Consider the following 22,778-nt stretch of genomic DNA (forward strand, 5'->3'; position numbering starts at 1 on the left):
TTAAACATCTCCTATGTAATTTTTTTCTAATGAGTTGCTTAGTTTACATAATATCTCATCTGGAATAGTATCGACTATTTTAGCTAATCTATTTATACCTATTTTACCACCAATAACTATAACCTCATCCTCTATTTTCAAATTTTCTATTTTTGAAACATCCACAATTATTTGATCCATACAAACTTCCCCTACTATATTACATTCTATTCCATTTATTTCAACTAAACCTTTTGATGATAATTGAAATAAATATCCATCACTATAACCTATTGGAATAATTGCTATTTTCATATTTTTTAAAGCAGCTGTTTTTAATCCATATCCTATATTCTCCCCTTTTTTAACATTAAAAACTCCAGAAATAATAGACTTTAATGTTAAAACTTCTTTTATATTATTATTATATTCTTCTAAAGGCTGTAATCCATAAATTGCCATTCCAACCCTAACATAATCATAATCAAATTTTCTATATAATAACGTGGCTGCACTATTAGAAATATGTTTTACTCTAAATAAAATATTATTCTCTTCAAACTTCTTTATAATTTTATTGAAATTATTATCCTGAAATCTTGTATATCCTTCATTTCCACTAGCATTTGCAAAATGACTATATATTCCCTCTATTTTCAAATTATATTTTTTGATTAATTTTATTGCTATATTTAGATCCTCTTCTCTAATCCCTAATCTATCTAATCCAGTATTAACTTTTAGATGAATTTTTAGTTTATTTATATTATCTCCCATATAATCAATATATCCATTTAATTGTTCAATTGAATATATTGTTATAATTATATTGTTTATATTAATTAATTTATTCAAATACTCTTTTTTTATATAATTAAATATTAATATTTTCTCTTTTATTCCACTTTTAATTAATTTTATAGCCTCTTCATAAAATGCTACTCCAAAGAAATCTGCTCCTGCTTTTTTTAAAACTTTTGCAATTTCTACTATTCCTAATCCATAAGCATTTGCTTTCACTACAGCCATTACTTTTGAATTAGTTAATCCCTTAATATAATTATAATTTTCAACCACTTTATCTAAATCTATTTCTAAATAACTATTTTTACTATTTCCCATATTAAAATATCCCTTCACGAAATCTTTTTATGATAATTTATATCTTAATCTTACCACATTTCTTATATTACTTCAAATAAAAAAAGATGATTTCAGCACAAAGACGCTAAGAACTCAAAGTTACACAAAGAAAAAATTTTTTAGAACCACTGAACAATGATGGATGGAAAATGGCGACTAATTATCTGTATTTATATATATATATAATTCACGAATCTCCATTTTACAAAAAAATAACAAAGTGAGAAAGTATAAAACAAAATAAAAAAAAGCCCCTCCAAAATTGAAGGAACTTCTTAATTTAATATTTTAATTATAAATCTCTTAAAATGCTGTAAAAGCTAAATCTAATAAAGATAATGCTCCTATAACCCACATTGTAGGTGATATCTTTTTAAAATCTCCACTTACTAATGTTATCAATATATATGATAAAAATCCAAATATAAGGCCTGTACTTATACTATATGTAAGTGGCATTAATATAATAGTTAAAAATGCTGGTATTGCTACTTCAAAATCTTGAAAATCTATTTTTTTTATATTTCTAAACATATATACCCCTACTACAATTAAAGCTGGTGCTGTAGCAAATGCTGGCACTATTCCAATAATTGGAGTAAATAATAAAGCTAATAAAAATAATATAGCTGTAACTGCTGCTGCTAATCCAGTTCTTGCTCCATCTGCAATTCCTGAAGCTGATTCTATATATGTAGTTGTTGTACTTGTTCCAAATAATGAACCTACAACTGTAGCAATTGCATCTGCTTCTAACATTTTATCTATTTTTTTTATAGTTCCATCTTCTTTTACCATATCTGCTTCATAAGAACATGCTACAATTGTACCTATTGAATCAAATAGATCTACAAACATAAATGAGAAAACTGCTCCAATTAATCCAAAACTTAAAGCTCCCATTATATCTAATTTTAATGCTATTGGAGCTATTGAAGGTGGTACAGATATTATTGCTGTAGGAATTGAAACTTCTTTAAATATTATTCCCAAAATAGTTGTTAATATAATTCCTATTAAAATTGAACCTTTTACTTTTTTAACTTCAAGTACAGCTATAGTAATTAATCCAACTAATCCTAATATTACAGGTGTATTAAATTTCCCCATTCCAACTAAAGTTGCAGGATTATCCACTACAAGCCCCATACTTTTAAACCCTATAAAAGTAATAAATAAACCAATTCCAGCTGATGTTGCTAATCTCAAAGATAATGGAATTGCATTTACTATCTTTTCTCTTACTCCCAAAACTGTTAATATTAAAAAAGCTATTCCAGATACAAAAACAACTCCTAAAGCTGTTTGCCAACTTACTTTTTGTCCCAAAACTAATGTAAATGCAAAAAATGCATTTAAACCCATACCTGGCGCCATTGCAAATGGTACATTCGCCCATACTCCTACTAATAAAGTTCCTATAAATGCTGCCAAAATTGTTACTGTTATAAGTGCTCCTTTATCCATTCCTGTTGCTGATAATATATTTGGGTTTACAAATATAATATACGCCATTGTAAGAAATGTTGTCGCTCCGCCTATAACCTCCTGTTTTACTGTTGTGTTGTGTTCCTTGAGTTTGAATACTCTTTCCACTTTTTTCTCTCCTCCTATGATTTAATTTTGACAAAAAAAAGAAACACTTCATGAGTGAAGTGTCTCTTTTTTATCAAACTTCACCCATAGTCGGGTGTTTACGGCAACCCGGTAGAGACTTTCAGGCCATATTCCTGAAATTATATGAGTATATTTTATTTATTTTTAATCTATTCCTAACTATTGTATAGATAGTATATCACAATTTCAGAAAAATTAGAACAATTTTTCTGAAAAATATTCTGGTAATTCTAAATTAAATTTAAAATTTTCTTTTTCAATTTCTATTTTATGAGAAAACAGAAACATTTTTTTTCCTGATTTCACACCATATTTATAATCTCCTAATATTGGATAACCTTTTTCTGCTAATTGTACTCTAATTTGATGAGTTCTTCCTGTTACTAATTCTGCTTCTAATAAAGAATATCCATTATTCACTTTTATAGCTTTAAATATAGTTTTACTCCATTTACCTTCTTTATCTTCAGCTACTTCATTTACATTCTTTTCTCCTTTTAGAAGATTACTTTCAATAACAAATTTTTTCTCTTTTATTTCACCTTTTACTAATACATAATAATATTTTTTTATCTCTTTATTTCTTATATATTCTGTATATGTCCTAATAGTTTTTAAATTTTTACCTGCTAATATAAGTCCAGATGTCATTTTATCTATTCTATTTACAAAATTTATATCTGAATTTTTATAATAACTTTTCAATATTTCTATTAATCCATAATCATGCCCACTTCCCTTATGCACAACTATCCCATAAGGTTTGTTAAATAATAATATATTCTCATCTTCATATACTATTCCTTGAGTTACTAATTTAGAGTCTCTTTCATCTAATTTTATAAATTTTTTCTCTTTTACAATATCATTTGTTATAACTTTTAAAATATCTCCTTCTAAAAGTCTATATTTTTCTTTAGTTTTTTTTCCATTAACTTTTACTCTACCTTTTCGTATCATTTTATAAATACCCATTAATGGAATATCTTTATATTTTTTTCTTAAAAATTTGTCAACTCTTACATTATCATAATCTTCATCTATAATGTATTCTGCCATATTTTTTCTCCTATTTTAATTTTTTCCATAATTCCTTAAACTATCCTTATAGAGTTTATTCTAATTCGAATAATTTTTTATACTTTGAACTATACCTAGCATCATAAAACTAAACATAAAAGAACTTCCACCATAACTCATAAGTAATAATGGCAATCCTGTTACCGGCATTATTCCTATTGCCATTCCAATATTTACAAAAACATGAAAAAAGAAAATCCCTGCAATCCCAAATGCTACAAATTTTCCATATCTATCTTTTGTTTTTCTTCCTACATTTATAATATATATAATTAATGTTAAATATAAAATTATCAAAATACTACTTCCTAAAAATCCTAACTCTTCACTTAATACTGAAAAAATAAAATCCGTATGTGATTCTGGCAAGAATTTTAATTTATTTTGAGTACCATGTAAAAAACCTTTTCCAAAAAGCCCACCTGAACCAGTAGCAATCATTGATTGAACTACATTCCATCCGCTTCCATGTAAATCTTTAGTTGGATCTAAAAAAGTATCTATTCTTCCTCTTTGATAATCCTTTAATAAGAAAAAATATGCTATGGGTATAAAAATAATTCCTGCTCCCACCAAAGAAAATAATGGATACAGATCAACATCATTTAGAAATATTAATAAGAAAAAAATAAATATTAGCACTAAAGATGTTCCTAAATCAGGTTCTTTTAATATTAATAAAAATGGAATTAATATATGGAATCCACATACAATAATATTTTTCCAACCTCTAACTCCTTTAGAATATTTATTAGCAAGCAACTCTGAAAATGTTAGTACTAAAAATATTTTTGCAAATTCAGACGGTTGAATACTCATAAAACCTAAACTTATCCACCTTTTAGCTCCTAATATCTTTTTCCCAATCACATATACAGATAATAACAATCCTATATTAAGTGTATATATAACTTTAGAATATTTAGCATATTTCTTATAATCAATCAAAGAAAAAATTATAAAAACAATTGTTCCAAGTAATGTCCATACAATCTCTTTTTTAAAAAAAATTCCATGTTTTTTTAAACTAGCACTGTAAACAAAACTTAAACTTAAAAATACCAATATATATATATTTAAAATAAATTTTATATCAACTTTCCTTACTTTCCTTAATAATTGTCGAATACTTTGATTATTTTTCATCTATACTATCTGTATCTGATTTAACTTTTTTTATTGGAATATTAATAGATAATCCTACATTATCATCCTCTTTTTCAAGATTAAATTCTAACCCTTCTGTATCTATTTCTAAATATTTAGAAAACACTCCTATTAAATCTCTTTTTAAATTTTCCATTAAAACTGGTGTAAATGTAGTTCTATCTTGCATTATCACAACTCTTAGTCTATTCTTAGCTATTTCTCCACTTTTTTCTTTTACAAATAATTTTTTTATTGCTTCAAACATTTTTATCCCTCCTATTTTCTCAATAAAATTTACCCCTATTTTTTAAACAAAGTAGCAAGTTTTTTCAATATACCTTTTTTTTCTTCAAGAGTTAATAATGGTACTTTTTCTCCCAATATTCTTTTCACAACATTTCTATATGCTTTACCAGGTCTTGACTCCTCTGTTTTTACAATTGGTTCTCCTCTATTAGTTGAAATAACTATATCTTCATCATCAGGAACAATTCCTAATATTTCAATTTCTAATAAGTCCAATACATCTTCTATTGATAACATTTCTCCTCTTTTTACCATATCCATTCTAATTCTATTAATTATTAATTTAGGGGGATTTTTTTCTGCAGCTTCTAATAATCCTACTATTCTATCTGCATCTCTTACTGCTGATACTTCTGGATTTGTAACCACTATAACTTCATCAGCTCCAGCTATTGCATTTTTAAATCCTCTTTCTATTCCAGCTGGAGAATCTATAAATACATAATCAAATGTTTCTGCTAACTCTTTTGTTATTTCCATCATATTTTCTGGCGTCACAGCATCTTTTTCTCTTGTTTGTGCTGCTGGAAGCAATTGTAAATTTGCTTTTAATTTTTTATCTTTAATTAATGCTTGTTTTAATTTTGCCCTTCCTTCTACTACATCAACTATGTCATAAACAATTCTATTTTCCAATCCCATTACAACATCTAAATTTCTAAGCCCAATATCTGCATCTATAACTGCTACTTTTTTTCCCTGCATTGCTAACCCCGTACTAATATTAGCTGTTGTCGTTGTTTTCCCAACTCCACCTTTTCCAGAAGTTATTGCATAAATTACACCTTTTCCCATAATTACCTCCTATTTTTTATCTTATCCTAATTCTAATTCTTCCCTGTATGTCCAAATCCACCTTCACCACGTAGTGTATTTTCTAATTCTGATACCACTTCTAATTTTGCTTTATCCACTTTTTTTAATATAAATTGTCCAATTCTATCATACGGCTTTATATTATAAGATTCTTTTCCTAAATTTATCATTATAATTTTTATTTCACCTCTATAATCTGAATCAATTGTACCAGGTGAATTAACTAATGTTAATCCATGTTTTAAAGCTAGCCCACTTCTTGGTCTTACTTGCACTTCATATCCAACAGGTATTTCCATTTTAACTCCCGTTGGAACTAAAACTCTTTCTAATGGAGCAATCTCTAAATCTTTATTAATAAATGCAAAAATATCCATTCCTGCTGAACCAATTGTTTTATATTCTGGAAGTTTTGCCCCTTCTTCTAATATTACTCTTATATTTATTTCATTATTTTTTATATTATTATTATTATCCTCTTTATTATTCTCCTCAACTAATTTTTCAGCCATTATAAATTTTTTAACCACCTTTCAATCTTTAATTTCTTTTTAATATTTTTTTCTGCTTCTTCCATTAAATTTTCAATACTTTTATTTCCTTCAAATATAGAATATCCATAATTTAATTTTATTACACTGCTATCCTCATAATTTTTTAACTCTACTAAATTTTTTATTCTTTCCAATACTGTATGTAATTCCTCTACAGAAATTTTATTTAATAATATTGCAATTTTATTATGCATATATCTAATCACTATATCACTTTCTTTTATATTATCATCAATTTTATTTATAATTTCATTAAACTTTTGTATTGGTATATTTAATTGTTTTTGTGATTCATAATCTATATAATAGTCTATTTCACAAATTAACAATATAAATTTTTGATTTCTTTTTCTTTCAATATCCAAAATTTCTTTTAAATATTCTTTTTCAAATTCGATTTCTTCATCAAAATTTATTATATGTCCTGATAAAGCTATCCTTTCAATTGCAAGTTCTAACATACTTATAAATGGTTTTAATACAGGAAATTCTTTTTCAAATATAATGACTCCATATTTTTTTCCTCTTACATTTAAAATATGTTTATGTCCATTATTTATACAATCTATATCATTTAATTCTTTATATAATTTTTTACCCTCACATTGAATTGCTATATTTTTTTTATAAATATCATTTTTTTCATCATATTTATAAAAAGCTATTTTTTTTATATTATACTCTTTTTTTAGCATTTCAAAACTCTCGTTCAAAATTGTTTCAAAAGATACAATGTTTTTTAATTTTTCTATAAAATTTTCAATAAATTTTATATTTTTCATTCTTATATATCCCCTAGTGCAACTACAGAATAATTATCCTCTTTAAAATACGTTTTGGCAAAATCATGTATATCTTCTAATGTTATATTTTTTATATCTTCTAGGATTGCTTCTATTTTTCTTATTTCTCCATATCTAATATAAGCTAATGCCATCCTTGCCATTCTTGAACGAGTTGTTTCTAATCCTAATGTTAAATCACTAATATATTGATTTTTACTTTTTTCCAATTCTTTTTTAGTTATTCCATTTTCATAAATATCTTTAAATTCATTTTTTATTATTTCTATTGCCTCATTATACTTATCTTTTGTACTTCCTGCATAAGCTGTAAAAAATCCGCCTTCTTTATACATCGAACTATAAGTATATACAGAATAAGCTAATCCTTTATCTTCTCTAACTTTTTGAAATAATCTTGAGCTCATACTTCCGCCTAGAATATTAGATAATAAACTTAATATATATCTATTTTTATCTAAATAAGATATACCCTTTGTATTTACACATAAATGAACTTGATTACTTTCTCTTTTCATCTCTTCAATACCTGTGTTTATAATTACCTCTTTATTATATTCTCTATCTACTTTTGTTCTATTTAATTTACCAATATTTTCATTTAGCTGTTTTATAACTTCTTCTTTATTAAAATTTCCAACAACTGATATTACTGTATTATCTTTTGTATATCTATCTTCCCAATATTTTTTTAATAATTCTCTACTTATATTAGTTACACTTTCTTCTGAGCCTGCAATTGGAAGTCCTAAATTGCTTTTGTTTAATACAAATCTAGAGTTTATTTCATGAATTTTTTCTTCTGGTATATCTTCATACATTCTAATCTCTTCTATAACAACTTTTTTTTCTTTTTCTAGTTCCTCTTCTGGAAATGTAGAGTTAGTATAAATATCTGCTAATACATCTATTGCTAAATTTAAATATGTATTAACAATACTAACATAATATGCTGTAACTTCTTTGCTTGTATATGCATTTATTTTTCCACCTACATTATCTATATCTTCCGATATCTCTTTTGCATTTCTTCTTGAAGTTCCTTTAAATAACATATGCTCCAATAGATGAGATATTCCCTTCTCTTCATAATTTTCATATTTAGAACCTGTTATTGCATATATACCTATTGTTGCTGATTTTACATTTTTTGTAACTTCCATTATTACAGGTATCCCATTTTCTAATTCCACTATTTCAAATTTAAACATATTTTTCCTCCCAATTTCTTAATATTCACTTATTTTAACCAATGATATCCCTAAAACTAAAAAGAGTATATCTGGTATCCATCCACTTAACATTGGTGATAAAAATCCTCCAACTCCCAATGCCTCTGTTGTAGCTGTTACAACGTAATATATATACCCTATTACTACACTTAATCCTATACTTACTGCTGATGCTCCTCTTATATATCTACTTCCTAGAGATAATCCTATAAAGCTCATTATAAGTGCTGCAAATGGATACGCCATTTTTTTATACATTGCCACTAATATTTTTTTTACATCCCCACCTGTTTTTTTTATAAAATTAGCTGCATCTTTTAATTCACTTATATTCATCTCTTTTTCTCTAACTTTATCTCTTAGTAAATCTGAAGGAGTTTCTTTAAAAAAATCTGGCTCATAAAATCCCATTGTTTCTATTTTATTATTAATAATGTCATTTATTTTAACTCTAGAAAAATACCATTTCTTCAATTTTATATTATATTTTCCTCTTTTAACTGTTATAATTTTCTCTATTTTTGAAAAACTATTATCCAATAATACTATTTCAGAATCTGAAATATTGTTTCCATTTACAAGTCTTATATAAGTTAAATAATTTCCTTGCCCTTTCATAAATACATCAGTTTTTATTCTTGATTCTTTCACATTATATACTTCGTTATTTTTTAATTCTCTATACTTTTTATTTGAATTTGGAACCACATTATTATTGAACCATAATAATCCAATTGAAATCAAACCACTTAATATTACTGGAGCTAAAATAATTCTTTTAAAACTTACTCCTGATGTTTTAAGAGCCATTATTTCTAAGTTAGTAGCCATCTTATTTACCGTCATTAATCCACCTAATAAAACTCCTAATGGTATGACATTTATCATTACTGTAGGTAGCCCATTTAAAAGTAATATAAATCCTTGAATAGGTGTTAATTTCCCATCCATTATATATCCAATAATTCTAAACATTTCACTTAAAATAAAAATTATTAAAAATGCCATTACTCCTAATAAAAATGATTTTATAAAACTTTTTAATATATATTTATCCAATTTTTTCATCTATCTACTCCTTGTTTGCTTATAAAACAATATTAGACTAAGTAATAATAATAATAAATTAGGATACCACATTCCTACAATTGGTGACAAAACTTTATTATAAATTAATAATCTTCCAAAATTAATTCCCATTATATAAAAAAATATAATTACTAAACTTATTCCAAAACTAACCCCTTTCCCATTCCTATTGTTCTTTACAGATAGCAATACCCCTAAAAATGAAAGTATTAATGCTGATATTGGTATTGCTAATTTTTGCTGATATTCAATTTCATAAGATAATGAATTAATTTTTTTCTTTCTTCTCTTAATAATAGCTTCTCTAAGTTCTGTAATACTCATCATAGATTTTCTCTTTTTATTTATACTAAAATTCCCAAAAAAAGTATTTATTGGTATTGATTGTTTCTCAAAACTACCGCTTAATTCTTTTTCCCCTTTTGAATTTATATTATAAAAATTAGCATTTTCCAAAATCATATCACTTTTTTTCCATTTTGCCTTTTTAGATATTATTACTTCTGGAAATGGTGTATCTGATTCTTTTTTAAATACTATTAAATTTTCTGCTTCACTCACTTCATTGTCCATTTTATTTATATATATATTATAATCTCCAATTCCTTCTACAAAAACTTTTTCTTCTATTTTTACTGCAGGTTTTCTATATGCTATTTTTTTGCTTAACATTCCAAATTTTGTATATGACTCGGGAACAACTTCTTCTTCCAAAAAAAATACAAAACCCATTGTTAATACCCCTAATATTAATGCAGGTCTTAAAAATCTAGTCATACTTATACCAATTGATTCTAATGCTACAATTTCACTATTTCCAGATAGTTTCCCATAAGATATCATTACACCTAACAATAACCCCATTGGAATAGTTTGCACTAATACTGGTGGGAAATAATAAGAGATCAAGGATAACACATCTTTTACAGGTACATTTTTTACTATTATATTCTCCATCATCTCTACTAATGCATCTATTAAAAATATAAATGTAAATAAACTTATACCAAAAATTACAGGTGCTCCCATCTCTTCGTAAAAATATCTATCTATTATTTTCATTTTACTTCACCTTTCAAAGCTTTTTGCAATATGTCATTAATCTCTTTTTCATTTTTACTATTTTTTAATATTTTTTTTGTATCTATGTTTTTTAAATCTTTAAATTTTACATTCTTTTTTACAGATTTGTTTATAATCTCTTCTATATTTATATTAGTATTAAATTTTTTAACTTCCTCTTCTAAATTTTTAGGCATTAGCGAAACTAATTTAGGCGAAATTTTACTTATAGCTTTTCCAGAATAACTTTTATATAACTCTTTATGAAATTGGTCATTAAAATTAGAGATAGCAGCCATAACTAAAAGTATAACTATAGCTATAAAACTTCCTTTTAAAAATCCTGCTAATCCACCAAGCACTCTATCTAACCATCCTAATAGAATTGTATGGAAAAATTTCTTCAGTAGTAAAATAATCATATACATAATAATATATGATACTAATATTGTCAAAACATATACAATCAAATAATTAGTATTATTTTTTATATGCTTACTCCCAAAAACTATAAGATAAATATTTCCAGAAATCCTTTTCGCTATTAATATAGATATTAATCCACCAAATAATGAAAAAAACTCTAAAATAAACCCTTTAAATATACCTATTATCATACTTAACGCAATTATTGCAATTATAATAGAATCAATATACATATTTCCCTCCAACTTTATTTTTTTATATTATTTAATTCATCACCTTTACCCATAAACATTTAAGATATAAACTTTCTGGAATATGTAAAATCCAAGGATGATCTTCTGGTTGATATGTAACTCCAACCACTTTTAATAATTTCCCATTTTTAGATGCTGCCATTCTTGTTACTTCAATCAAATCTTGTAAAGTAATGTGATATGCACATGTGCATACTCCTAATATTCCATCTTTTTCAATTAATTTAAATCCATTATCACATAAATTATAGAATAGATCTCTTCCTTTTTTTACATCATTTTTACTTTTTACTAATGCTGGTGGATCTAATACAATTAAATCATATTTCTCTTTTTTTTGAGATAATATATTTAATATGCTAAAAGCATCTCCTTCTATTGTAGAAAAATCGCCTTCAAACTCATTTAAACTATAATTTTTTTTAGCTACTTCTAATGCCTCAGGTGATTTATCTATTGCAACTACTTTTTTACTACCTTTTTTCAAAGCAGCCATTGAAAATCCTCCACTTGATGAAAAAACATCTAAAACTTTACTGTTAGGTTTTATATAGTTCATTATAAATTTCCTAGAATCTCTTTGATCTAAAAAGAACCCTGTTTTTTGTCCATTAACTATATCAATAATAAATTTCATACCATTGTCTTCCATTATTATTTCATCTGGAATTTCTCCATATATAAGCCCGCTTTTTAATTCTAATCCCTCTTTTATTCTACTTCCCATATCTGATCTTTCATAAATCCCTTTAGGTTTTATTACTTCCCTTAATGATTTTATTATCTCTTCTTTAAATTTTTCTATTCCTAATGTTCTAAATTGAACTGATAAATATTTACCAAACATATCTACAATTAATCCAGAAAATCCATCTGCTTCAGAGTAAAATAATCTAATTGAATTTGTTTCATTTAAAATATGTTTTCTATTTTCATATGCTGTTTTTATCCTATTTTTAATAAATTTTTTATCTATTTTTTCATCTTGTGTTGTTAATACTCTTACCAAAGTACTTGCATTATCATTAATATATCCTCTTCCTACAAAACTTAAATCTTCTGACACAACATCTACTATATCTCCATTTTCATAATTTCCCATAATAGATTTCACTTCATCTTTATATACAAATGGGTAAAAATTTCTTATTTTTCTATCTTTCATTTTTTTTAATATTACTCTTACTTTTGCCATTATTTCTCCTTTTATACTATTTTCTTTTTATACTATTTTTTTATTTTTTATATTATTCTTATTTTTTATATTATTCCAACTATTTCATTTCAAACATTTTAACATTAATACTTTTTTTCCTTTTTAATTTTTTTATCTCTTTTTTTAAAATTATTAATTCATTAATATCATAAATTTTCTTATCTTTATTTATAATTTTAAATAATTTAATATCTAGTTCACTATAAAAAAAGAATAAACTTTTTTTTACATTAATCACTTTACCATAAATTATAGAACCTTTCTCAGCAATACCTTTTATCTTTTCTTCTAAAATAAATTTAATAATTTCACCATTTTTTAATTTTATTTTTCTAAAATCCCTATATAGTTTTAGTTCTATTTTGTTATTTTTCATAGATTTTTTTAGCTCTTTTTCCTGACTAAAAAATATTTTTTCTTCACTGTTTTTATTACCTAAAAATTTTTTTATTTTTTTTATTCTATCTAAAAAATTCAATTTATTATTATATTTTCTAAAACAACCATATTCAATTTTTTCTATTCTATCAAGTATAGATTTATCAAAGCTTTTTTTCCCAAATATAATTAATTCAGATTCTCCTAACTTATTTTTAATATTATCTTGTAAAAAATTATATAATTTATTTTCTCTCTCTTCTATACTTCCTTCTCCTACTTCTCCATATACTTTTTTTTCCATAATACCAATTTGTTTTTCAATCGTAAAACTATCATCTAATGTAAATCCATATAATATATTTTCAATTTCTATATATTTATTATTATCTCCAAAACTAAATAAAAATATAAGAAAAAACAATAGCACGCTTATAATTTTTTTATCCATAATTATTAAATCCCCCTAATATATTATGAAACAATATATGCTCAAAGTTTCTTAAAAAAATATAAAATATATCTTCTACTAAAAAATAAGCAAATAATTATTTTTTACAACCCTAATTTATAAAAAAATTCATATCAAATTTTATATTAAAATCTTTACTATATATATGTAATTCATATTCACCACTATTTATAGCTTCTTCTGTATTACTTTCATTCATCCATAAATCTGAAAAAACAATTTTACTATATCCATTTATTTTTAATTTTCTTTTTCCAGAAGCATTCTTTTCTAAAATATCTTTTTTATATATAATCTTATCCCCTTTTGTAATTATAAAATTAAAGCTGTTTTCTTTTTTCAAAATAAAATATTTTGGCTTTTTACTTCTATTTTTAATTTCTACTTTTATAAGTAATGCCTCATCTTTATCTATTTTATATTTACTAATAATTGCACTGTATTTCACATTATTTAAAATTAACTCCTGCTTTGTAGGCATCTTTTTTTGAAAATAATAATTTAATAACAAAATAAGTCCAAATATAAAAATTAAATCAAGAATAGTTATAATGTTTGATTTTTTTTTAAAAAAACTATTCATTATATTTCTTCCTTTCCTAAAAGAGAATTAACTCTAATAATTTTCCCATTTTTCCAATATATTCTTGGAACTCGATTATTAATATTTGTTAAAATTTCATATGATATTGTTCCTGAGATTTTTGCTATTTCATCTATATTTATATTTTCACCAAATATTTCTAATTCATCTCCAACCTTTACTTTTCCTATTAGAGTTTTTGGGATTTTTATCATCATTTGATCCATGCAGACTCTTCCAATTATTTTACATCTTTTTCCTTTTAAATAAACTTCTCCTGTATTTGATAATTTCCTATTTATTCCATCTGCATATCCTGCAGAAACTGTTGCTATTATTTCACCTTTTTTAGCTATATAAGTTTTCCCATAGCTTATAGGCATATCTTGCTTTACTTCTTTTAAAAATATAATCTTACTTTTAAAAGACATTACTGGTTTAAATTCTTTACTAAATCTATTTTTAACCACAGGAATTCCATACAAAATTATTCCTGGTCTAACCATATTCCCTTCATTAATAACATTTAATATTCCTGCGCTATTTGATATGTGAAAATATTCAATATCTTTATTTTCATCTACTATTTTTTTAAATATTTCAACTTGTTTTTGAGTATATTCTAAATCCTCATCTGCAACTGATAAATGTGTAAATATTCCTTTTATATTTGCTATATTTTTATTTTTTATATATTGTATAGCTTTTTCTGCTTCTTCATATGAAAATCCGATCCTTCCCATACCTGTATCTATTTTTACATGAATATCTGGAAATAGCCCTTTTTTTTCTATATAATTTATTTCTTCATAAGAAGACAGAGTAAGCTGTATCCCTAAAGATACAGCTTTATCCCATTCTTCAAGAGGTGTACATCCCAATATCAAAATTTTACCTCTTATTCTATTCTTAACTAATTCTTCCGCTTCTTCTATGCAAGCCACTCCAAAATTAGACACTCCATTTGCAGATAATTCTCTTGCAATTTCAACTGCACCATGTCCATAAGCATTTGCTTTTATAACTCCAAGTATTTTTTTATTATTAGAAGTCAATTTTTTTATTAAATTTAAATTTATTATTAAGTTATTTAGATTAATATCTGACCATACTCTCATATATACAAATGCCACCTTTTCTTATACTTTAATCGACTCAAAAAAAGTAATTTTATTTCAAGAAAAAAACTATTGTTCTTCCTTTTTTTTCACTTCCTATTTTTTCTTCTCTAAAAAGCCAACCTAATGCCAATAAAACTTCATCTTTTTTCAATTCACTGTTATCTACCATAGCTTTTATTCCTGTAGCACCATTTTCGTTTAGATAGTTCCAAACTTTTCCTGCTGCTGCTCCTGTTTTTTCAAAAGAATATTTCATATTTATCACTCCTTTTTTTATTTTGCTTCCTTCTTTTCAAGAAGATTAACTATTGGGCTTGCAACAAATATTGAAGAATAAGTCCCTGAAAGTATTCCTATTAATAAAGCTGTTATAAATGTTCTAAGCGATGCTCCTCCAAATATTAATACTGCTAGTATAGCTAATAAAGTTGTAACTGATGTATTTATTGATCTTGTAAACACTTGATTTATACTATCATCAATTAAATCTCCTATATTTTTTTTGGATTTTTTCTTTATGTTTTCTCTAATTCTATCAAATACAACTATTGTATCATTTATAGAATATCCTAAAATTGTTAATATCGCCGCTATAAATGGTGTATTAATCTCATAACCAAGTAAAGCTATAGCTCCTACTGCTATTATTAAATCATGCAACAAGGCTACTATTGCACCTACTGCGAATCTAAATTCAAATCTAATTGTAATATAAAGTACTATTAACAAAGAACCTATTAATAAAGCATTTATAGCTTTCCATTTTAATTCTTTTCCAATTGTAGCACCAACTTTATCTACTTTTAAAATTTCAAATTTACCCTCTTTTGCCTTAAAATCATTTAAAAAATTATCTTTTTGAGCTTCTTCAAAAGCGTTTGTTCTTATTAATACAACATTTCCTTCTGAAATTTGTATTTTTTTAGATTCTAATTCTTTATATTTTGCACTCATATCTTTTAAATCTTTATTAAGATCACTTAATTTCACACTTTTTTCAAATTTCAATTGAAATAATGTTCCACCAGTAAAATCTATACCATAATTAAGACCTTTCACCATAAATAGTAATAATCCAGCCACTACTAAAGTTATTGATATTGTAAACCATATTTTTGTATTTTTTATTATTTTTAAATTCATTACTACCTCCTAACCCCAAATAATATTGGATTTTCAATTTTAAATAAATATATAAATCCTTTTAATAAAACCCTTGTTACAACTATTGCTGTAAACATACTTGCCAATATACCTATTGTCAACGTAACTGCAAATCCTTTTACTGGACCTGTACCTAACGCAAACAATATAGCTGTAATAATAAGAGTAGTAATGTTTGAATCAAATATTGCCATAAACGCTTTTTTGAATCCTGCATCTAAAGCTGCTAAAATACTATTCCCCAATCTTAATTCCTCTTTTAATCTTTCAAATATTATTACATTTGCATCAACTGCCATTCCAACTGATAAAATAAACCCTGCTATTCCTGGTAAAGTCAATGTAGAATCAATAAAATTTAATGTTCCAAAAGCTATTATTCCAAAAATTAACAATGCTAAATCAGCTATAAGTCCTGGCAATCTATACCATACTACCATAAATATTGCAATTAATATCAAAGCTACTATTCCAGCTTTATAACTTGCTTGTATTGATTCTTCTCCAAGTGTTGCTCCTACTGTTCTTGTCTCTAACATTTTTACTTTTACTGGTAAAGCTCCAGCATTTAATAATGTAGCCATTTTTTTAGCTTCGTCTACTGTATAACTTCCAGTAATAACACCTTTTCCTCCTGGAATTTCTGATTGAATTGTAGGTGCTGTTTGTTGTGCTCCATCCAAAGTTATTGCTAATTGTTTACCAATGTTTTTCTTAGTTATATCTGCAAAGATTTTAGCCCCTTTTGTAGTAAGCTCAAATCCTATTTGAGGTCTTCCTAATCTATCAAAACTAACATCTGCCTTTTTCAATTCTTTTCCTGTTAATAAAACATCTCCTAATGAACCATCACTTTTTAATAATCTAAACTCTAATAATGCTGTTTTTCCTATAACTTTTATTGCTTCTTCTGTATCTTTTACTCCTGGTAATTCAACTATTACTCTTCTGTCTCCACTTCTTTGTATTACTGGTTCTGATACTCCTAATCCATTTACCCTTCTATCCAACACTTCTACCAATCTGTCCATTGCTTGATTATCAACTTTTGCTTCCTTTGTATCTTGTGCTTCTAATACTACATACACTCCACCTTTTAAATCTAGTCCCAATCTTACAGGTTTTAGAAATGCAAACCAAACAGCAAGTCCTAATACTACTGCAATCAAAGCTAAATTAACTAATAAACTCTTTTTCATAAATACTCTACTACCTCCTTCGTTTTTCCATATCTAAGTATGTTTGTAAGATTATCGTTGCAGCTACTTTATCTACAACTTTGCGTTTCTCTTTTGCATTTTTTTTCGTTGTAACTTTTAGCATGTTATCTGCTGAAACTGTGCTATATCTTTCATCTACTGTTTCTATTGGAATATCATGTAATGATTTACCCAATTTTTCGATAAATTCTCTAACTTTTTCAGCTTGCCTTTTTTCCGTACCATTTAAGCTTAATGGTAACCCTGATACAATTTTTTCTACTTTTTTTTCTTTTGCCAATTCAACTATTCGTTTTATGGCTTTTACTTTTCTTCTATCTATTACTTCTAACGGAGAAGCTATCATTCCTAACGGATCTGATATTGCTACCCCAATACGAACATCTCCAACATCGAGAGCTAAAACTCTCATAGTTTTTCTTCCAATAATTTTTTTGCAAAATTTAAAGCTTCTTGCACTTTATTTCCTGCTTTACCACCTGCTTGAGCAAAATCTGGTCTTCCTCCGCCATTTCCTTCAGCAATTTTTGCAACTTCCCTAACTATATCTCCTGCTTTAATCCCTTTTTCAATTAAATCTTTTGTTACACTTACTAAAAATATTGCTTTTCCATTATTAGTACCAAATACAACTACGCAACTTTTTAATTTATCTTTTGCTTTATCTGCCATTTTCCTTAAATTTTGTGGATTCTGACCTTTAAATGCTTTTATTATTACATTTATTCCATTTATCATTTCAGGATTTTCTAAAAATTTATCAGCTTCAATAGATGCCAATTTTGAATTTAATTCAGAAATATTTTTCTTAAGCTCTCTGTTTTCATCCAATAATTTATTAGCCTTTTCTTCAAGCTTATCTTTATCTACTTTTAATATCTCTGCTAAATCCTCTGTTCTATCTTCTAATTTTGTTAAATATTCTAATGAATTTAATCCTGTAATGGCTTCTATTCTTCTTGTTCCTGCTGCAATACCTGTTTCTGTAACTATTTTAAATAATCCTATTTCCCCTGTGGAATTAACATGTGTTCCCCCACATAATTCAATAGAAAAATCAGAAATTTTTACAACTCTTACAACATCTCCATATTTATCTCCAAAAAGTGCCATAGCTCCCATTTTTTTTGCTTCATCAATATTTTTTAGAGAAATATCAACTTTATGATTTTTTAAAATTTCTCTATTCACAATTCTTTCTATCTCTTCTATTTCCTCTTTTTTTATAGATTCATAATGTGAAAAATCAAATCTAAGTCTTTCTCTATTTACATATGAACCTGCTTGATGAACGTGCTTGCCTATCACTTCTTGCAATGCTGCTTGCAATAAATGTGTAGCTGTATGATTTTTTGTTACTGCTTCTCTTTTTTCTTTATCCACATTAAGAGTTAAATTATCTCCTATTTTTAAATTTCCTTCTATAATTTTAACTATATGGATAAATATATCTTTTCTTTTTTGAACATTTAACACCTTTCCCTTAAATGTCCTGTTTTTTATAATTCCAGAATCTGCAATTTGTCCTCCAGACTCAGCATAAAAAGGAGTTTTATCAAATATAACCTCATATGTTTCAGTATCAATATCTTTCTTATGTAAAACTTTTCCTTCTAATTTTAAATTTTCATATCCTAAAAATTCTGTCTTTCCATTTTCTTTATAAAATTCTTCTATAAAGCTATCCTCAATTTTTTCTTTTATAACTTCTCTTGAATTTCTAGCTCTATTTTTTTGCTCTTCCATTTTTTCTTTAAATTCATCATATACAATTTTAATATTATTTTCTTGACAAATTTCTTCTGTTAATTCAAATGGAAATCCATAAGTATCATATAATTTAAACACAATTTCTGAATTCATCTTATCTTTTTTTTCTAATTTTAACTTTTTTATCTCATTATTTGTTAAAATTATCCCTTGATCTAATGTAGCTTCAAATTTCTCTTCTTCTATTGAGATCACTTTTTTTATATGATCGCTATTTTTTACTATTTCAGGATAAAACTCTCCCATCATATCAATGACTTTATCAGATAACTCATATAAAAATGATTTTTTATATCCTAATAATCTTCCATGCCTAGCTGCTCTTCTTAAAATTCTTCTTAAAACATAACCTCTACCATCATTAGAAGGAAGTACCCCATCTCCTATTAAAAATGTTACTGCACGAATATGGTCAGCTATAACTCTTAGAGAGAAATCTATATTTTCTTTTTCGTTATATTTTACACCTGTTGCTTTTGCGACCTCTTCTACTAACGGTTTTAACAAATCTGTATCAAAATTTGAACTAACATTTTGAATTACAGATGTTATTCTTTCTAATCCCATTCCAGTATCAATATTTTTTTTAGGTAATGGCTCTAACGTCCCATCCTCTAATCTATTATACTCAGTAAATACTAAATTCCATATTTCAATATACCTATCACAATCACATCCAACACCACAAGTTGGAGAATCACAACCTTTATCTTCTCCTAGATCAACATATATTTCACTACTCGGGCCACATGAACCTGTTGGACCTGCTGACCAAAAATTATCTTCATCCATTTTTACTATTCTGTCTAAAGATACCCCTGCTTTTTCATTCCAAATTTTTATACTTTCTTCATCATCTTTATAAACCGAAATCCAAAGTTTATCTTTTGATAATTTTAGTTCTTCTGTTATAAATTCCCAAGCCCAAACAATAGCTTCTTCTTTAAAATAGTCTCCAAAAGAAAAATTCCCAAGCATCTCAAAAAATGTTTGATGTCTTGCTGTCCTCCCTACATTTTCTAAATCATTCGTTCTAATACATTTCTGACAAGAGGTAGCCCTTTTATATGTAGGAACTTGTTTTCCCATAAAAAATGGCTTAAATGGTACCATTCCTGCTATTGTTAATAGCATTGTTGGATCATCTGGAACCAAGGAAGCACTCTCGTATTTTTTGTGCATTTTTTGCTCGAAAAAGTCTAAAAATTTTTTCCGTATTTCATTTCCTGTAAACATGTACTTTTTACTCCCTTCCAACAATATTTTCCTATATAATATCCAATTTTAATACAATTGTCAAATATTATTTTTTTCAAATACTTTATTTTCTCTTAACGGCCTGTATTTTTACAAAAATCAATGGATGTTTAAAAAGTAACTTTTTTATATTTTATTGTAAAAACGCTTAAATCATTGCGTATTTTATAACAAAATCAAAAGGTTATTTTTAAGCCGTTCCTAAAGAACGTTTAAAAAATAATTTTCTTATATTTTGTCATAAAAACGCTTAAATCATTGCGTATTTTATAACAAAATCAAAAGGTTATTTTTAAGCCGTTCCTAAGATAATATTTCTATTATTTCATCATAATTTTCAATAAAAATTTCTACTAATTCTGGATAAAATCTTTTTCCACTTTCATTTTTTATTATTTCTTTAGCTTCTATATTACTATAAGCCTTTCTATAAACTCTTGAACTTACTAATGCTAAAAATGTGCTCACTAAATTCAATAAATTAGCCGAAATTGGAATTTCTTTTCCATTTATCCCTTTTGGATATCCATTTCCATCATATCTTTCATGATGGTTTTTAATTATTAAAGCATGCTCTTCAAAATATGGTATATTTTTTAAAATATTATAACTGTAATAAGTATGTTTTTCTATTATTTTTTTTTCCTCGTTTGTTAAGCTAGTTCTTTTATGTAATATATTTTCAGTTATAAGTATTGTTCCTACATCTTTTAAAATAGCTGATAATTTTAATGTTTCTATTTCTGTAAAATTCATTTCTAATTTTTTTGCCATAAATTCTAATAAAAGTAACAACTTATCTATATCATAAAAATTCCCATAAATATAATTTCTATACTCTAATATAGAAGATACTTTTTTCAAAATACTTATATATATATTTTCTATATTTGATTTATAATTTCTTATATTATAAATTGTTTTTATAACTTCAGATAAAATTCTTATACCTTTAAGTTTTTTTTCTACAGTGTTACTATCTAATGCTTTTTCAAATTCTATTCCTAGAATTAACTCATCTCTTGCATTATACACTACAATTGATTTTCTTTCAATATTTTTATGAATATATTCATCTTTTGAGTTGCTTTCTATTATATTTCCTATTATGTTTTCTATTATTTTATTATTTTTATTAGAATAAAATTTATTTTTATATTTTATAACAAGATTATCTACTTCTAAAATCATCATTCCTAAATTTATAATTGTATCTATTAACTCTAATTCTGATATATTTCTCCCACCTAAACTTAATAATTCTGATAAATTATATATTTTTTCATAATTCTTTGTATTTTCTTCTACAACTTCTTTATATTTTTTATTAAGTTCTAAAAATGGTGCTAATAATTTTATAATTTTTTCTTTATCTCTTTTCGGAGTTACTTTTATATTACGTCCACTATCAATTTCTATTTTAACATTAAATACTTTTTCAAAATTATTTATTATCTCCTTTTCTTTCATTTTTTATCACGCCCTTTTATTTATTTCATTACCAATCTCTTTTTCTGTCAATCCTGAAACATCTGAAAGGCCTAATTTATCTATGCTTTTAGGCATTCCATAAACCACGCATGATTTCTCCTCTTGAGTTAATACAAAACTTCTTTTATTTTCTTTTAAATTTAAAATTCCTTCAGTTCCATCTCTGCCCATTCCAGTTAATATTGCAATTAATGGATTTATACTGCTTATTTTATTAACACTTTCTAAAAAATAATCTACAGATGGATTATAAAATCCAATTCTTTTATTTTCAGGATATAATTTCAACACATTCCCAACTTTTACTAATTTGCTGTCTTGCCCCCCTGGCAAAACATAAACTGTTCCTGCTTTTATAACTTCATTTTCTCCCTCTTTTATTTCCAATTCAGAAAGTTCATTTAATCCATCAGCTAATATTTTTGTAAATCCTTTTGGCATATGCTGAATAATAAATATTGGTAATTTTATTTTACAACTCAAGGCTGGAACTAACTTTCTTAGTGCATTTGGACCACCTGTTGAAATCCCAATTATAATCATATTATATTTTCGCACCAGAACCCCCTTTTACAAAGAATGTTTAAAAAAGATAA

23 protein-coding genes and 1 riboswitch are annotated in these 22,778 nt (G+C 25.7%); all 23 genes read right to left on the reverse strand.

The genetic code is table 11. The features are described from left to right. Positions 1 to 1,101: an alanine racemase gene (gene alr / locus RDY08_RS06785; protein WP_307903618.1), complete on the reverse strand. Its 1,101-nt coding sequence runs from the start codon at positions 1,099 to 1,101 to the stop codon at positions 1 to 3. Positions 1,102 to 1,425: 324 nt separating this feature from the next. Beyond that, positions 1,426 to 2,718, reverse strand: a complete 1,293-nt coding sequence (locus RDY08_RS06790; protein WP_307903619.1) for an NCS2 family permease — start codon at positions 2,716 to 2,718, stop codon at positions 1,426 to 1,428. Positions 2,719 to 2,785: 67 nt separating this feature from the next. Then, a riboswitch (purine riboswitch) is annotated at positions 2,786 to 2,886 on the reverse strand. Positions 2,887 to 2,934: 48 nt separating this feature from the next. Continuing rightward, positions 2,935 to 3,798: an RluA family pseudouridine synthase gene (locus RDY08_RS06795; RefSeq protein ID WP_307903620.1), complete on the reverse strand. Its 864-nt coding sequence runs from the start codon at positions 3,796 to 3,798 to the stop codon at positions 2,935 to 2,937. Positions 3,799 to 3,858: 60 nt separating this feature from the next. After that, positions 3,859 to 4,965 (reverse strand): rod shape-determining protein RodA, encoded by a 1,107-nt coding sequence (gene rodA / locus RDY08_RS06800; RefSeq protein WP_307903621.1) that lies wholly within the window; start codon positions 4,963 to 4,965, stop codon positions 3,859 to 3,861. Then, positions 4,955 to 5,233, reverse strand: coding sequence for a cell division topological specificity factor MinE (minE, locus tag RDY08_RS06805; RefSeq protein WP_307903622.1), 279 nt, complete (start codon positions 5,231 to 5,233; stop codon positions 4,955 to 4,957). The genes rodA and minE overlap by 11 nt, the downstream gene beginning before the upstream one ends. Before the next feature lie 35 nt (positions 5,234 to 5,268). Continuing rightward, complete coding sequence (gene minD / locus RDY08_RS06810; protein ID WP_307903623.1) at positions 5,269 to 6,069, reverse strand: septum site-determining protein MinD; 801 nt, start codon at positions 6,067 to 6,069, stop codon at positions 5,269 to 5,271. Positions 6,070 to 6,101: 32 nt separating this feature from the next. Continuing rightward, a complete protein-coding gene (gene dut / locus RDY08_RS06815; RefSeq protein ID WP_307903624.1) occupies positions 6,102 to 6,602 on the reverse strand; it encodes a dUTP diphosphatase in 501 nt (166 codons plus the stop codon). Further along, positions 6,602 to 7,426: a diguanylate cyclase domain-containing protein gene (locus tag RDY08_RS06820; RefSeq protein ID WP_307903625.1), complete on the reverse strand. Its 825-nt coding sequence runs from the start codon at positions 7,424 to 7,426 to the stop codon at positions 6,602 to 6,604. Before RDY08_RS06820 ends, dut begins: the two co-directional genes overlap by 1 nt. Positions 7,427 to 7,428: 2 nt before the next feature. Then, complete coding sequence (locus RDY08_RS06825; protein WP_307903626.1) at positions 7,429 to 8,658, reverse strand: M16 family metallopeptidase; 1,230 nt, start codon at positions 8,656 to 8,658, stop codon at positions 7,429 to 7,431. Positions 8,659 to 8,676: 18 nt separating this feature from the next. Then, positions 8,677 to 9,747 (reverse strand): LptF/LptG family permease, encoded by a 1,071-nt coding sequence (locus RDY08_RS06830; RefSeq protein WP_307903627.1) that lies wholly within the window; start codon positions 9,745 to 9,747, stop codon positions 8,677 to 8,679. Further along, positions 9,748 to 10,830, reverse strand: coding sequence for an LptF/LptG family permease (locus tag RDY08_RS06835; RefSeq protein WP_307903628.1), 1,083 nt, complete (start codon positions 10,828 to 10,830; stop codon positions 9,748 to 9,750). Then, positions 10,827 to 11,489 carry a CvpA family protein gene (locus tag RDY08_RS06840; RefSeq protein ID WP_307903629.1) on the reverse strand — a complete coding sequence of 221 codons (663 nt, stop codon included), beginning with the start codon at positions 11,487 to 11,489 and terminating at the stop codon, positions 10,827 to 10,829. Before RDY08_RS06840 ends, RDY08_RS06835 begins: the two co-directional genes overlap by 4 nt. Positions 11,490 to 11,520: 31 nt before the next feature. Beyond that, positions 11,521 to 12,705: a class I SAM-dependent rRNA methyltransferase gene (locus RDY08_RS06845; protein WP_307903630.1), complete on the reverse strand. Its 1,185-nt coding sequence runs from the start codon at positions 12,703 to 12,705 to the stop codon at positions 11,521 to 11,523. Positions 12,706 to 12,784: 79 nt separating this feature from the next. After that, positions 12,785 to 13,555, reverse strand: a complete 771-nt coding sequence (locus RDY08_RS06850) for a hypothetical protein (RefSeq protein ID WP_307903631.1) — start codon at positions 13,553 to 13,555, stop codon at positions 12,785 to 12,787. Positions 13,556 to 13,667: 112 nt separating this feature from the next. Next, entirely contained in the window at positions 13,668 to 14,159 is a 492-nt protein-coding gene (locus RDY08_RS06855; RefSeq protein ID WP_307903632.1) for a hypothetical protein, read from the reverse strand. Further along, positions 14,159 to 15,277 (reverse strand): alanine racemase, encoded by a 1,119-nt coding sequence (gene alr, locus RDY08_RS06860; protein ID WP_307903633.1) that lies wholly within the window; start codon positions 15,275 to 15,277, stop codon positions 14,159 to 14,161. Before alr (RDY08_RS06860) ends, RDY08_RS06855 begins: the two co-directional genes overlap by 1 nt. Before the next feature lie 52 nt (positions 15,278 to 15,329). Then, complete coding sequence (locus RDY08_RS06865) at positions 15,330 to 15,536, reverse strand: winged helix-turn-helix domain-containing protein (RefSeq protein ID WP_307903634.1); 207 nt, start codon at positions 15,534 to 15,536, stop codon at positions 15,330 to 15,332. 17 nt (positions 15,537 to 15,553) lie between these two features. Further along, positions 15,554 to 16,423 (reverse strand): protein translocase subunit SecF, encoded by an 870-nt coding sequence (gene secF / locus RDY08_RS06870; protein ID WP_307903635.1) that lies wholly within the window; start codon positions 16,421 to 16,423, stop codon positions 15,554 to 15,556. A gap of 2 nt (positions 16,424 to 16,425) precedes the next feature. Further along, positions 16,426 to 17,643 (reverse strand): protein translocase subunit SecD, encoded by a 1,218-nt coding sequence (secD, locus tag RDY08_RS06875; RefSeq protein ID WP_307903636.1) that lies wholly within the window; start codon positions 17,641 to 17,643, stop codon positions 16,426 to 16,428. 10 nt (positions 17,644 to 17,653) lie between these two features. Next, complete coding sequence (ruvX, locus tag RDY08_RS06880) at positions 17,654 to 18,076, reverse strand: Holliday junction resolvase RuvX (protein ID WP_307903637.1); 423 nt, start codon at positions 18,074 to 18,076, stop codon at positions 17,654 to 17,656. After that, the gene (gene alaS / locus RDY08_RS06885) at positions 18,073 to 20,670 is read right to left on the reverse strand and encodes an alanine--tRNA ligase (RefSeq protein WP_307903638.1); all 2,598 of its coding nucleotides are present in this window, start codon (positions 20,668 to 20,670) and stop codon (positions 18,073 to 18,075) included. The genes ruvX and alaS overlap by 4 nt, the downstream gene beginning before the upstream one ends. A gap of 324 nt (positions 20,671 to 20,994) precedes the next feature. Continuing rightward, on the reverse strand, positions 20,995 to 22,161 hold the full coding sequence (locus tag RDY08_RS06890; protein WP_307903639.1) for an HD-GYP domain-containing protein: 1,167 nt from the start codon (positions 22,159 to 22,161) through the stop codon (positions 20,995 to 20,997). Positions 22,162 to 22,167: 6 nt separating this feature from the next. Further along, positions 22,168 to 22,740, reverse strand: coding sequence for a CheB methylesterase domain-containing protein (locus RDY08_RS06895; protein WP_307903640.1), 573 nt, complete (start codon positions 22,738 to 22,740; stop codon positions 22,168 to 22,170). Positions 22,741 to 22,778: the final 38 nt, after the last annotated feature.

Source organism: Haliovirga abyssi, from assembly GCF_030295325.1.
GTDB classification, from domain to species: domain Bacteria; phylum Fusobacteriota; class Fusobacteriia; order Fusobacteriales; family Haliovirgaceae; genus Haliovirga; species Haliovirga abyssi.